Genomic DNA, 12427 nt, shown 5'->3' on the forward strand with positions numbered 1-12427 from the left:
TGCCCCTCCCGCCCCTGCCCGTCCCGGCCCCGCCCCTCTCGGCCCGGGCGGCGATGTTCCGCGCCATGCCGCCGAAGACGAGCGCGTGCCACGGCGCCACCGACCACCAGTACAGATGCCCGGCGAGGCCGCGCGGATGGAACAGCGCCCGCTGCCGGTACACCGCCCCGCCCCGCGCATCCGGGACGACCACCATCTCCAGCCAGGCCAGGCCAGGCAGCCGCATCTCGGCCCGCAGCCGCAGCAGCCGGGGCGGCAGGACCTCCTCCACCCGCCAGAAGTCGAGGCTGTCCCCGACCCTGAGCCGCGCCGCGTCCCGACGGCCCCGGCGCAGCCCGACTCCGCCCGCCAGGGTGTCGATCCAGCCGCGCAGCGCCCAGGCGAGCGGCAGCGAGTACCACCCGTTCTCACCGCCGATCCCCTCCACCACCCGCCAGACGTCCCCCGGCGAGGCGTCCACCGCGCGCTCGCGGCGGTCCTGGTAGAGGCTGCCGCCCGACCAGTCGGGGTCGGTGGGCAGCGGATCGCTGGGCGCGCCGGGGGTGGCGGCGGAGGACCAGCGGGTGACCACCTCCGCGTCGCGGATCCGCCGCAGGGCCAGCTCCAGCGCCCGGTCCACGCCGAGCGGCCCGCCCGGCGGGTCCGGCACATAGCGGGTGATGTCCCGTTCGGCGCAGACCACTTCATGGCGCAGCGACTCCACCAGCGGGCGGGCGATGGCGCCCGGCACGGGGGTGACCAGGCCGACCCACAGGCTGGACAGCCGGGGGGTGAGCACCGGCACGGGCACGATCAGCCGCCGCCGCAAGCCGGTCACCCGTGCGTACCGCCGCATCATGGCGCGGTAGGTGAGGACGTCGGGGCCGCCGATGTCAAAGGCCCGGTGCACCTCGTACGGCAGCGTGGCGCAGCCCACCAGCAGCCGCAGCACATCGCGGACGGCGATGGGCTGGGCGCGGGTGCGCACCCAGCGGGGCGTCACCATCGCGGGCAGCCGCTCGGTGAGATAGCGCAGCATCTCGAACGAGGCCGAGCCAGAGCCGATGATCACCCCGGCCCGCAGCACGGCCGTCGGCACTCCGGAGTCCAGCAGCACCCGGCTGACCTCGGCCCGGGAGCGCAGATGGGGCGAGAGCTCGTGCTCGGGGACGCCCTCGGGGGTCAGCCCGCCGAGGTAGACGATCCGGCGCACCCCCGCGGCCCGGGCCCGCTCGCCGAAGGTCCGGGCGGCGCGGCGGTCGGTCTCCTCGAAGCCGGATCCGGTGCCCAGCGCGTGGACCAGGTAGTACGCGACGTCCACGCCCTCCATGGCGGCGCGCACGGACTCCTCGTCGGTCATATCGCCGCGTACGGTCTCCACCCGGCCCGCCCAGGGCTGGTCGCGCAGCTTCTCGGGCGAACGGGCCACACACCGCACCTGGTGCCCGGCGGCCAACAGCTCGGGCACCAGCCTGCCGCCGATATAGCCGGTGGCGCCGGTGACCAGACAGCGGCGCGGCTCCGGTGCGCCGTGCGGGCCCGGGGGGCGCTGGGGAACAGCCATGGGGCCATGGTGCGCGGGCAGGACGAAACCTGCGAGGTGGGCTCCCTTCGGCGGCATTGTCCGTATCAGGTGGTGGAGGTCGCTCTCCGGTCTCCCCGACCTTCGAGCCTCTCAGCCCGGCCATCTAGGAGACACTCCCTCGGGGGACTGACGTCCCCTCCGTAAGCGCCTCTCCGGCCGAGCTCCCTCGCTCGCCCCGCAGGCTGTTATTTACGTTACTCCGGGCCCCCATGAGCGCCTAGCCCCTTTCGGGCATTTTTTACCGATTTTCCGAGTGCGGCAGGGCCCGCCCCGGGCCCGGCACTCGGGCGCCTTGGCTGCGCCGGGAGGGCCTTGCCCGGTAGGCTTTCCGTGTGATCTTCAAGCGCATCGGAAACGGTCGGCCCTATCCCGACCACGGCCGGGAGTCCACCCGCCAGTGGGCGGACGTCGCCCCACGCCCGGTACGTCTTGACCAGTTGGTCACGACGAAGCAGCAGCTCGACCTGGAGACGCTGCTCGCCGAGGATTCCACGTTCTACGGGGACCTCTTCGCCCATGTCGTGAAATGGCAGGGCGATCTCTATCTGGAGGACGGGCTGCACCGGGCGGTGCGCGCCGCACTCCAGCAGCGCCAGGTGCTGCACGCGCGCGTCCTGGAGCTCGAGGGCTGACCGCGCCCGACCCCCGGCGACCGATCGCCGTTGATCGATTTCCGATCTCTGTTGACCCTTTCGGGTTGGTCTGAGCACCAACCATTGATCATTTAGTAGGCATCGCCACTTGGCCGCACTACGCTGCGCACATGAGCATGCTGACCCCTCCCGGCATGGGCGGAAAGTACCGCATTACGGGCGATCGCTACCCGCGGATGAGCCGGCCCCGGAACCGCCGACGGCTGGTGTTCACCGCTTTCGGCTCGGTTCTGGCGCTCGGCCTGGTCGGGTGGGGAACACTTCAGCTCATCGACGTCTTCTCCGGCGACAGCAGAGACCAGAAGGTCCGCGCGGCACACGGCACCGGGGAGTGCGAGCGCGGTGACAAGCCCCCCGCCGAGAACGCCAAGTCCGGCCGTTCCGACAGCGGCCAGAGCGGCCAGGGCGGCCGTACGGGCGAGAAGCCGCCGAAGCCCTCCCAGATCACGGTCAACGTCTACAACGCGACCACGCGCTCCGGCCTCGCCAAGGACACCGCCAAGGAGCTGGAGAAGCGCGGCTTCAAGATCGGGAAGGTGGGCAACGCCCCGACCCAGTACGACAAGAAGGTCAAGGCCACCGGGATACTGCTCGGCGCGCCCGGCGCCGGACACGGCGCCTTCAATGTGCTCGGCACACAGCTCACCGGCGCGCAGACCAAGAACGACGCGCGCGACGGCAAGGACATCGACCTGATCATCGGCAACCGTTTCAAGGACCTGGTCGGACAGAAGGACGCGGACAAGGCACTGGCCGCCCTGGCCAAGCCCTCGCCCGCGCCCTCCGGATCGCCCTGCCGCTGAGGCCCGTGCCGCGTATCGCGGGCGTGGGCCCGCCCCGTCGCCAGGGGCGTGGGCTCAGCCCGCGGCGCCGTACATCCGGTCGCCCGCGTCACCGAGCCCCGGCACGATGTACCCCTGCTCGTTGAGCCGTTCGTCGACGGACGAGGTGACCACCGTCACCGGCGCCCCGGCGAGCTCGCGCTCCATGAGCTCGACGCCCTGGGGCGCCGCCAGCAGACACAGCGCGGTCACGTCGTCGGCGCCCCGCGCTATCAGCTCCCTGATCGCCGCGACCAGCGTCCCGCCGGTGGCGAGCATCGGGTCCAGGACGTAGACCTGACGACCGGAGAGGTCCTCGGGCATCCGGGTGGCGTAGGTGGACGCCTGGAGCGTCTCCTCGTCGCGGATCATGCCAAGGAAGCCGACCTCGGCGGTGGGCAGCAGCCGCACCATGCCGTCGAGCATCCCGAGACCGGCCCGCAGGATCGGCACGACCATGGGGCGGGGATGGGACAGCCGTACCCCGGTCGTGGCCGTCACCGGGGTCTCGATATCGACCTGCTCGGTGCGCACATCGCGCGTGGCCTCGTACGCGAGCAGGGTCACCAGCTCGTCGGCGAGCCGCCGGAAGGTGGGGGAATCGGTGCGCTTGTCGCGCAGCGTGGTGAGTTTGTGCGCCACCAGCGGGTGGTCGACGACGTGGATCCGCATGGCAACGACACTAACCGAGCCCCCGGGGCCCGGCTCCCGCCGGTGACACCCTCCGTGCGCGGCACCGCGCTCGACCGTCTGCCGCCGTTCTCGCATCAAACCGCTGATTCGGGGGAAAGTGGGCAACAGCGTCCGGGCCCCGCCGGGCGATACCTCGGCCCCGAGGAGTGAGTGACCATGGCCGACGCGACCGCGAGGGAAACCGCCGCGGACCGCCGCCGCCGTCGCGACCGCTTCCTGCGCGCGCTGAACGAGGCCCGGGCGGTACGGAACCAGGTGCGTCCCCGGCAGGCCCGCGCCGCCCGGATGCGCCGGGCGATACACATGCGGACGTTCTCCTGGTGAGCGCTGCTGAGCAGCCCTGATGCGCAGCCCTGATGGGCCCAGGTGAGCCCTCCCGATGGGCCCAGGTGAGCCCTCCCGATGGGCCCTGGTGAGCCCTGACGGGCTTCCGCGGAACCGCCGGAGACGGCTTCCGCGCGTTTCGATTCCGTCCGCGTGAGCCACATCTCTTTGGACTGGTGCACGACGCAGCGTGGAAGACCTCTCGCGAAGCGACGGTTTCTGCCACGATTCCGATTGGGGCGGGACACTGTCCCGCCCGCCCCCGGCACGCCTATGACCAGTGGGAGAGTCACGGTGTACTTCGCCGCATTGCTCGCGCACACCGCAGAAGGGTGGGAAGCGAGCGACACAGAGCTCGATGACGTGGAAACCCTGACGGACCTGATCGAACTGGCCCGTCTGGCCTCCAAGGACGACGACACGGTACTGGCCTTCATCGAGCACGAAGACGCGTGGTTCGGCGTCGTCCGCGTGGACGGCGAGGACGACCCGCACATCTACGTATCGGACGCCGCAGCGGCCGCCCGCACCTCGTACGGCTCGATGCTCACCGACGAGCTGCTCGGCCGGGACCCCGACGACGATCTGGACAGCCTGGTCGACCTGGACGGCACCGAGGACGGCGAGCCGGACCGGGACGACGAGGACGCGGACGACGCCCCGGTCCCGATCGGCCCGCTCGGCGACGCCGACATCCTGGCCGACCTCGGCATGGACGAGAAGGAGCTGAAGGCCCTCGACGGGGACGCCCTCGAATCGATCGCCGAGATGCTCGGATGCAGCATGGAGGGGCTGGAGGCGGTGCGCTGACCGCCGCACACTGATGTCATGACCGATCCGCTGACCGGCCTCCTGCCCGGCCCCGACCCCGACCCCCTGCGCGACCCCTGGCGCGAACCGATGCGCCTGGCGCTGGAGGAGGCGGTCCGGGCACCCGAGACGGGAGACGTGCCGGTCGGCGCCGTCGTGCTGGGCCCGGACGGCTCGGTACTCGGCCGCGGCCGCAACGAGCGCGAGGCCCACGGCGACCCCACGGCCCATGCCGAGGTCCTCGCCCTCCGAGCCGCCGCCCACCACCTCGGCGGCTGGCGGCTGACCGGCTGCACCCTGGTGGTCACCCTGGAGCCGTGCACCATGTGCGCCGGTGCGGTCGTCCTGTCCCGCCTGGACCGGCTGGTCTACGGGGCCGCGGACGAGAAGGCAGGCGCGGTCGGCTCCCTGTGGGACGTCGTCCGCGACCGCCGCCTCAACCACCGCCCCGAGGTCATCGCGGGCGTCCTGCCGGAGGCGTGCGCGGCCCCCCTGACCGCCTTCTTCCGCAAGCCCTGAGCCCGCCGCTCGGGCCGGCCCCGGAACCGATTTCGGTTCCCGGCCACCCGTCCGCTAGGCTCTCCCTCGGTAGCGTGTCCGAGCGGCCGAAGGAGCGCGCCTCGAAAGCGCGTGAGGGGGCAACTCCTCCGTGGGTTCAAATCCCACCGCTACCGCTCTCACACCCCCTGTCCCGCGAAAGCGCGGGACAGGGGGTGTTGTGCTGGTGGCCGCCGTCCAACAGCCGTGTGGCCGCTGGTCAGTCCTCCGCGTCACGGACCAGGAGTGCGATCTGCACCCGGTTGTCGACCGCCAGCTTGGCGAACAGGTTGCCTATGTGCGCCTTGACGGTCGCGACGCTGATGTGCAGCCGCCCGGCGATCTCCGGGTTACCCAGCCCGTCCGCGATGGCCCGAGCGGTGTCGAGTTCCCGTTCGGTCAGCGTGGACAGCTGTTTCCGCGCGGCCTCGCGGGACGCGTCGCGAGCGTGGGAGGACCACGGGCTGGTGGCCGCGGCGATCACCCGTGCCGTGGCCGCTGGGGAGAGCACCGGGTTGCCGTCCGCGACGGTCCGCACCGCGTCGAGGATCCGCGCCGGCGGGGTGTCCTTGAGGACGAACCCGAGCGCTCCGGCCTGCAGTGCGCCGAGCACCAGATCGTCGGAGTCGAATGTGGTCAGCATGAGCACCCGCGGCGGCGCCGGTCGGATGAGGAGTTCCCTGGTCGCGCTGAGACCGTCGCGGCCGGGCATCCGCACGTCCATCAGCACGACGTCCGGCCGCTGCTCGGCCACCACGGTGAGCGCGGCGTCCCCGTCGGCCGCCTCCGCGACGACGGTCAGGTCCGGTTCGCCGTCGATGACGAGCCGCAGCGCCATCCGCACCAGTTGGTCGTCGTCGACGATGACGACGCGCACCGGCGCCCGCTCGGTATCCACTCATGCTCTCTTTTCGTGGGTGGCGTCCGGCCAGGGTAGTCGCGCGGTGAGGAGGTATCCCTTGTCGGGCGTGGGGCGGTGGTCGAGTTCTCCGCCGGCGAGTTCGACGCGTTCGGTGAGGCCGAGCAGACCGAATCCCGATGCCGGTGGCGGTGCGGTCGCCCCGGTGGCAGGGGAGTTGTGGACGCTGACGTCGAGGCTGTCGCCCGCCGCTCCCCGGAGGGTGATGCGTACGGGCGCGCCCGGGGCGTGCTTGGCGGCGTTGGTCAGTCCTTCCTGGACGATCCGGTAGCAGGTGCGTCCGACGACATCGGACGGCGTTCCCGCAACGGCGGTGGTGAGCGTGACGTCCAGTCCGGATGCCCGCGCGTCGGCCACCAGGTCGGGGATGCGGTCGAGGGAGGGCTGGGGCGGTTCCGGGCGGCCCGGGTCGGCCCGTAGCACCCCGAGGACGTCCCGTAGCTCCTCGAGGGCTTGGTGGGAGCCGTCGGCGATACCGCGGACCAGTACCCGGTTCTCCTCGGCCGTAAGGTCGCCGCGGTGGTCGAGCACTCCGGCCTGCATGGCGACCAGGGAGATCCGGTGCGCGAGTACGTCGTGCATCTCGCGGGCGATCCGGTTGCGTTCCAGGGTCCGTGCCTGCGCCGCTCGTGCGGTCTGTTCCCGTTCCGCGCTCTCCGCCCGGTCCCGCAGGGACCGGACTTCGACGCGCCGCGCCCCGATGGCCATGCCCATGGCCACCGCGATGCCCGCGGTCAGTGCCGGGACCGTGAGTTCGATCCACCACGAGCCGGGCGAGCGCTCGACCGGATACACCCCGCCGGTGAGCTGTGACGCGGTCACCAGGGCCAGCGCGACGACCCCGCTCTCCACCGGACGGCGCCGCGTGGAGAGCGAGACGAGCGCCAGGAACGCGGCGCCGATGGCGAGTGCCGACGCGGTCGAGGCGATCGCCACCGCCACGGCGACGGCAAGCGGGAACCGCCGCCGCCACAGGACCGCCGTCAGGCAGCCGAGGGCCACCAGCGGATCACCGATGAGGAACCACGCGCCCGTTTCACCGGTTTGCCCCTGCACCAGCACACCGACGGAGAGCCAGAGCGGTACGCCAACCGCCGCGGCCGCGCCCAGCCGCCATGTCTGCTGCCACCACCCGAGCCGTGGCGCGACGTCCGTGTTCACCTGGTCAGTATCGCGACACCGTACGGCCGGTGAGTCGGGCCGCGGGATGACGCGCCCTCGACCGGAGTCGCATCACCACCCCGCCTTCGGTCGGAGGCGATGCGAGCCGCCGGGCCGATGTGCCCGCCGGGCCGCAGGAACAGACTCGTTCACGTGCCGAGACGACCGAACACCAGACGGAGGAACGCGATGCGCCAGGGTGCCCATGTGGCCCTTGAGGCGGTCGGGTTGGTGATCACGGTGCTGGCCGCCCAAGCGATGATCCGCGCTGTGCTCAACCCGGACTCCGAGCCGTTGTGGGGCCTCCTCAGCGGTGTCCCCGGCGGCCGCACCGGCCAGCTGATCCTCCTCGGACTCATCGCGCTCGCCGCCATGGTGTCCGGTGGCTGGGCACACACGCGCAAGGAACCGACCGCCGGGCGGGCCGGGAATTCCGGGAGAAGCCACGACCGGGGAACGGCCTGACGCCCGTCCCGTCCGGACGGCAGGCCCGCACACCCCGAGCCCGCCCGTTCCGGCGCCCCCGTGCGTTCCCGTGCGCCTCTCTTCGCCCCTGTCCGCCTCTGTCCGCCCTTCAGGAAGACATCAGATGCGTAGAAAAACCCTGTCCCTCGCCCTCGCCGCGACCACGGTGACGGCGACCGCGGTGGCGCTGACCGTGATTCCGGACGTGTCGGTGGCGACGCCGGACACGGCGGCGACGACGCCGGAGACCGTGCGGTGGGGCCCGTGCTCGGAGAAGGCCGACTCACACCGTAAGGACGCCTCCGTGAAGGGCGCCTCCCTTAAGGACGCCTCCGTCAAGGACGCTTCCCTTAAGAAGGACGCTTCCCTTAAGGACGCCTCATCACGTCTCGAGTGCTCGACGCTCAAAGTCCCGCTGGACTACCGCGATCCCGACGGCCGTCAGATCGAGATCGCGATCTCCCGGCTGGCGAGCGAGAAGCCGTCGCAACGCCGCGGCGTGCTGCTGACCAATCCAGGCGGCCCCGGCATCACAGGACTGGGCTACCCGGCCGCTCTCGCCGCCTCAAAGCTGCCGCAGGACGTGCTGGACTCCTACGACGTGATCGGTTTCGACCCGCGCGGTGTCGGCCGCAGCACGCCGGTGACCTGCGACCTGACGCCGGCGCAGCGGAGCCGCGGCAACTTGCCGCCGTACGCGCACACCGCGGCCGATGTCGCGCGGGCGGCGGGGAACGCCCGGACCGTCGCCGAGCAGTGCGCCACCTCGCGTACGTCGTGGATGCTGCCGCACACCACCACCGCGAACGCCGCTCGCGACATGGACCGGATCCGGGCGGCGCTGGGCGCGCCGAAGCTCTCCTACCTCGGCGGGTCCTACGGCTCCTACCTCGGTGCGGTGTACACGACGCTGTTCCCGGGGCGCAGCGACCGGATCGTGCTCGACAGCAACCTGGGCCCCGGCGGTTACGACGTCACGGCCACGCGGTCGCTCGCCCGTGGGATGGAGGACCGGTTCCCGGACTTCGCGGCGTTCGCGGCCGCGCACCCCGAGTACGGCCTGGGCACCACACCGGAGCGGGTGACCGCGAAATTCTTCGAGCTCGCGCAGCGGTTGGAGGCGGAGCCGGTCCGGGGCATCGACGGGACGTTGTTCCGCGGGATCACCTTTGACCGCCTCTACAGCGACGCGTCCATGCCCTTGGTCGCCGAGATGTGGCAGGCGCTCGACAAGGACCGGCCGCTGCCGCCCGACACCCCGCCGTCGATGGCGAACATGGAGAACTTCATGGCCGCTCGCTTCTATGTGACCTGTGGTGATTCGCGCTGGCCGAGGACGGTTCGGGAGTATCAGCGCGATGCCGCGGTCGACCGGCTGAGGTACCCGATGCTGGGCGGTTCCGCGGCGAGCATCGGACCGTGCGCGTTCTGGCCGGACGAGCGGGTCGAGCCGCCGGTGCGCATCGGTGACCGGGGCCCGTCGAACGTGCTCATGGTGCAGAACGAGCGCGACCCGGGGACACCGCTCACCGGCGCCCGGAAGCTGCGGCGGGCGTTCGGAGGGCGGGCCACGATGGTGACGGCCGACCAGGGCGGGCACGGCGTCTATCCCTTCGGCTCCAACACCTGCGCGAACGACGCGGTGACGGCATTCCTGACCACAGGGCAGCGCCCGGCGCGGGACCTCGCCTGCACGGCGGAGCCTGACAGCCCGCCCAACCAGAGGGGTTGAGCGCGGGCGGTTCGGCGACGTCCAGTCCGCGCTGTGCCGCCCCGATATCCCCACCGCTGCCGTTCGAAGAACGTGGGGCCCGGCTCATCGCGAGCCGGGCCCCACGTCCGGTGTTGCGCGGGGGCCGTTCCCGTCAGGGGCCGGACGGGGGCGGCTGCTGCGGGGGCTGTTGCTGGTTGGGGTCGGGCTGGGGCTGCTGGGGCGGGGGCTGGTTCGGGGGCGGCTGGTTGGGCGGGGGCTGCGGCTGCTGCTGTTGGCCCGGGTCCGAGGGCTGGTCCTGCGGCTGCTGCTGACCGGGGTCGGAAGGCTGGTCCTGCGGCTGGTCCGAGGGCTGGTCTTGCGGCTGGTCCGACGGCTGGTCCTGCGGCTGCTGGCCCGGGTCCGAGGGCTGGTCCTGCGGCTGGTCCGAGGGCTGGTCCGAGGGCTGGTCCTGCGGCTGGTCCGACGGCTGGTCCTGCGGCTGCTCGCCCGAGTCCGACGGCTCGTCGGAGGGCTGCGACTGCTGGGAGGGGGTCCCGGACGGGCGCTCGGTCTCCAGCGGGGTGAACCGGTCCGACGGCTTCATGGTGACCTTCGGCGCCTCCCGCAGCCGCGGGGCGTGCTGCTCGCCCGGCATCGCCAGGTACGAGGGGTAGTCGGCGCGGGCCAGCACCGTGTCCCGCGGGTCGCCGCTGCCGTCGCCGTGGCCGAGCGGGCGCTTCAGGAGCTCCGCCTTGCCGATTCCCACCAGGACGAGGTCCTTGGCGTTCTTCGTGGCCGGACGGATGACGGTCACCGTGCTCCGGGAGAAGCCGTTCCACTCGGGCCCGGTGAAGGTCGGCTTGGCGTTGCGCGGCGGGGCCGAGACCCTTACCGGATTTCCGGAGTCGCACTTCACGACGGGCAGACCGCGCTGATCGACGAAAACCGCCGTTCCGGCCTGGAGAACGGCGGACACCGGCTTCACCCCACCGCGATAGCCATAGGTCTTCGCGTAGGTGTCGGAGCGCAGGGTGACGCTCGTGAGCCGGTTGACGAAATCGGAGATGCCGTCGGGCGAGATGTGCTGCACCTTGCTCCAGGCGGCGCCCTTCCCCTTGTCGGCGTCGAGGTCGTGGAGCAGCCCCTGACGGTCACAGGGCTGCCGGTTCCGGACCCCGGCGTAGAGGCCAGGGGTGTTGCCGCGGAAGGCCCGGCCTCCGTTGGAGGGCGAGACCACGTGTTTGCGGTCCCGGCCGACGGAGGAGGTGAACGCGGGGACCGAGGTCTTTCCGATGGGTTCCCGCCGGTATTCGACCGTCGAGGCGTATCCGGGGGCTTCCCCGGGCGCCTCTTTGGAGGCTTCCCCGGATGCCCTTTCGGAGGAGGAGACCATCCCAAGGACCACCACGACGGCGACCACGACGACGAAACCGACGACGAATGCTGAACGACGCGAGGTGAGGTGCCATGAGATCGAGCGCATTTCCCTCTCCTTCCCTAACCTCGTCCCCCATCCTGCGCTCGCTCCGCACGGCCCCGCTTCCCCCGAAACCCTGACATCTCACCCCACCTTTGGGGGACTTGGGCCGCGTTTGCCCGTCGCCGCTCGCAGAACCGCCCTCGGTCCGGGGTGCACCCGAACCGAGGGCGGTCACTACCCCTCGCGGTCTGTGCGCGGCGAATCCTCCGACCATGTCGGATCTTCGCCGCGTATCTAGACTAAACGGACGTGCCCCATTTGGCAGCAGAACGGACAGGAGATGCGGACCGGAGGCGCGGACCGGGGCTCCGGGCCCGAGCGAGAGACCGGGGCTCCGGGCCCCAGTGACGGACGGCAGCCGAGGAGGACCGGATGAGCGGCCCTGTCGTGGCGGGGGTCGACGGCTCCCGGCGCAGCCTTACGGCGGCCGAGTGGGCCGTGCGGGAGGCGGCGCGGCGCGGGGTGGCGCTGCGCCTCGTACACGCCTGTCCGCCGCTGCCGCGCAGGGTCTCGCCGGTGCCCGGGGTGGACGCCTGGCAGAACGTGGGCGAGCAGATGCTCGGTCAAACGGTGGCCGACTTCCGGGCGCGCCTTCCTGAGCTCGGGATCGAGGGGGAGCACACAGACATCGAACCGGCCGAGGCCCTGCTCACGGCCGCCGCGAGCGCCGGGCTGCTGGTGGTCGGGGCCCGGGGCTGGGGCGGCTTCGAGGGGCTGGCAGTGGGCTCCGTGGCGCTGCGGGTGGCGGCGATGGCGGACTGCCCCGTCGTCACGGTCCCGGAGGAGCGCCGTACGGGCGGCGGCTGGGACGGTACGGAGGCGGACGAGGTGCAGCTCGGCTTCGACGCCCACGCCCCGGCGGAGGCGCCGACCGCCTTCGCGTTCCGCGCCGCCCAGGAGCGGGGCGTCCCGCTGCGGGTGGTGCACGCGTGGGCGCTGCCCCCGGCCTCCCCGTCGGCCTGGATGCTCACGGTGCTGGAGGAGGACCGCGCGACGTGGGAGGACCAGGAGAGCCAGGTGGTCTCCGACGCCCTGCGGCCGTGGCGGGATGGCTGCCCCGAGGTGCCCGTGGTGCCGGACGTCGTTCTGCTGAACCCGGCGGAGGCGCTGGTCAGGACCTCGAAGCGGGCCGGGCTGCTGGTGATCGGGCGCCGTACGGCCACCCGGCCCGCCCAGCTGCGGCTGGGGCCGGTGGCCCATGCGGTGCTGCACCACGCCCACTGCCCGGTGGCGGTCGTACCCCACCCGCCCCCCGAGCCTTTTGAGCCCTGAGCCCGCACACCCGCACACCCGCACACCCGCACACC

General features: G+C 72.1%; 13 protein-coding genes and 1 tRNA gene. 9 read left to right on the plus strand and 5 right to left on the minus strand.

What is annotated here, in order from left to right:
- The coding region (locus tag VT50_RS36305; protein WP_107424966.1) for an SDR family oxidoreductase at positions 1 to 1543 on the minus strand (1543 nt) is incomplete at its 3' end.
- Positions 1544 to 1896: 353 nt separating this feature from the next.
- On the opposite strand from VT50_RS36305, the gene VT50_RS36310 reads away from it, so the two are divergent.
- Both VT50_RS36310 and VT50_RS36315 read left to right on the plus strand, forming a co-directional pair.
- The gene (locus VT50_RS36310) at positions 1897 to 2196 is read left to right on the plus strand and encodes a type II toxin-antitoxin system VapB family antitoxin (protein ID WP_014061825.1); all 300 of its coding nucleotides are present in this window, start codon (positions 1897 to 1899) and stop codon (positions 2194 to 2196) included.
- Between the two features lie 155 nt (positions 2197 to 2351).
- A complete protein-coding gene (locus VT50_RS36315) occupies positions 2352 to 3020 on the plus strand; it encodes a LytR C-terminal domain-containing protein (RefSeq protein ID WP_046090608.1) in 669 nt (222 codons plus the stop codon).
- 54 nt (positions 3021 to 3074) lie between these two features.
- On the opposite strand, the gene upp is transcribed toward VT50_RS36315, so the two are convergent.
- Positions 3075 to 3710: a uracil phosphoribosyltransferase gene (gene upp / locus VT50_RS36320; protein ID WP_046090609.1), complete on the minus strand. Its 636-nt coding sequence runs from the start codon at positions 3708 to 3710 to the stop codon at positions 3075 to 3077.
- A gap of 177 nt (positions 3711 to 3887) precedes the next feature.
- On the opposite strand from upp, the gene VT50_RS39885 reads away from it, so the two are divergent.
- The 4 genes from VT50_RS39885 to VT50_RS36335 all read left to right on the plus strand — a co-directional run bounded on the left by VT50_RS39885 (position 3888) and on the right by VT50_RS36335 (position 5539).
- Entirely contained in the window at positions 3888 to 4055 is a 168-nt protein-coding gene (locus VT50_RS39885; RefSeq protein WP_167396655.1) for a hypothetical protein, read from the plus strand.
- 294 nt (positions 4056 to 4349) lie between these two features.
- Positions 4350 to 4865, plus strand: coding sequence for a tRNA adenosine deaminase-associated protein (locus VT50_RS36325; RefSeq protein WP_046090610.1), 516 nt, complete (start codon positions 4350 to 4352; stop codon positions 4863 to 4865).
- A gap of 18 nt (positions 4866 to 4883) precedes the next feature.
- Entirely contained in the window at positions 4884 to 5384 is a 501-nt protein-coding gene (gene tadA, locus VT50_RS36330; protein WP_053048851.1) for a tRNA adenosine(34) deaminase TadA, read from the plus strand.
- Between the two features lie 68 nt (positions 5385 to 5452).
- Positions 5453 to 5539, plus strand: a tRNA-Ser gene (locus tag VT50_RS36335).
- Between the two features lie 83 nt (positions 5540 to 5622).
- Here VT50_RS36335 and VT50_RS36340 read toward each other — a convergent pair.
- Positions 5623 to 6300: a response regulator transcription factor gene (locus VT50_RS36340; protein WP_046090611.1), complete on the minus strand. Its 678-nt coding sequence runs from the start codon at positions 6298 to 6300 to the stop codon at positions 5623 to 5625.
- Positions 6301 to 7482: a sensor histidine kinase gene (locus tag VT50_RS36345; protein WP_046090612.1), complete on the minus strand. Its 1182-nt coding sequence runs from the start codon at positions 7480 to 7482 to the stop codon at positions 6301 to 6303.
- A 189-nt stretch (positions 7483 to 7671) separates the two neighbouring features.
- Here VT50_RS36345 and VT50_RS36350 point away from each other — a divergent pair, with 189 nt between their 5' ends.
- Both VT50_RS36350 and VT50_RS36355 read left to right on the plus strand, forming a co-directional pair.
- On the plus strand, positions 7672 to 7947 hold the full coding sequence (locus tag VT50_RS36350) for a hypothetical protein (protein ID WP_046090613.1): 276 nt from the start codon (positions 7672 to 7674) through the stop codon (positions 7945 to 7947).
- A gap of 124 nt (positions 7948 to 8071) precedes the next feature.
- Positions 8072 to 9679 (plus strand): alpha/beta hydrolase, encoded by a 1608-nt coding sequence (locus tag VT50_RS36355; protein WP_046090614.1) that lies wholly within the window; start codon positions 8072 to 8074, stop codon positions 9677 to 9679.
- Between the two features lie 133 nt (positions 9680 to 9812).
- On the opposite strand, the gene VT50_RS38870 is transcribed toward VT50_RS36355, so the two are convergent.
- The gene (locus VT50_RS38870; protein WP_107424967.1) at positions 9813 to 11123 is read right to left on the minus strand and encodes a PT domain-containing protein; all 1311 of its coding nucleotides are present in this window, start codon (positions 11121 to 11123) and stop codon (positions 9813 to 9815) included.
- 369 nt (positions 11124 to 11492) lie between these two features.
- Here VT50_RS38870 and VT50_RS36365 point away from each other — a divergent pair, with 369 nt between their 5' ends.
- On the plus strand, positions 11493 to 12392 hold the full coding sequence (locus VT50_RS36365; protein ID WP_046085201.1) for a universal stress protein: 900 nt from the start codon (positions 11493 to 11495) through the stop codon (positions 12390 to 12392).
- The last annotated feature ends 35 nt before the right edge of the window (positions 12393 to 12427 follow it).

The organism is Streptomyces antioxidans, assembly GCF_000968685.2.
GTDB classification, from domain to species: domain Bacteria; phylum Actinomycetota; class Actinomycetes; order Streptomycetales; family Streptomycetaceae; genus Streptomyces; species Streptomyces antioxidans.

Excerpts from the sequence above, each read along its gene's own strand:
- VT50_RS36315 (WP_046090608.1), top strand. The coding sequence starts at position 2,352 with ATGGGCGGAAAGTACCGCATTACGGGCGATCGCTACCCGCGGATGAGC.
- upp (WP_046090609.1), bottom strand. The coding sequence starts at position 3,710 with ATGCGGATCCACGTCGTCGACCACCCGCTGGTGGCGCACAAACTCACC.
- VT50_RS39885 (WP_167396655.1), top strand. The coding sequence starts at position 3,888 with ATGGCCGACGCGACCGCGAGGGAAACCGCCGCGGACCGCCGCCGCCGT.
- tadA (WP_053048851.1), top strand. The coding sequence starts at position 4,884 with ATGACCGATCCGCTGACCGGCCTCCTGCCCGGCCCCGACCCCGACCCC.
- VT50_RS36350 (WP_046090613.1), top strand. The coding sequence starts at position 7,672 with ATGCGCCAGGGTGCCCATGTGGCCCTTGAGGCGGTCGGGTTGGTGATC.
- VT50_RS36355 (WP_046090614.1), top strand. The coding sequence starts at position 8,072 with ATGCGTAGAAAAACCCTGTCCCTCGCCCTCGCCGCGACCACGGTGACG.
- VT50_RS38870 (WP_107424967.1), bottom strand. The coding sequence starts at position 11,123 with ATGCGCTCGATCTCATGGCACCTCACCTCGCGTCGTTCAGCATTCGTC.
- VT50_RS36365 (WP_046085201.1), top strand. The coding sequence starts at position 11,493 with ATGAGCGGCCCTGTCGTGGCGGGGGTCGACGGCTCCCGGCGCAGCCTT.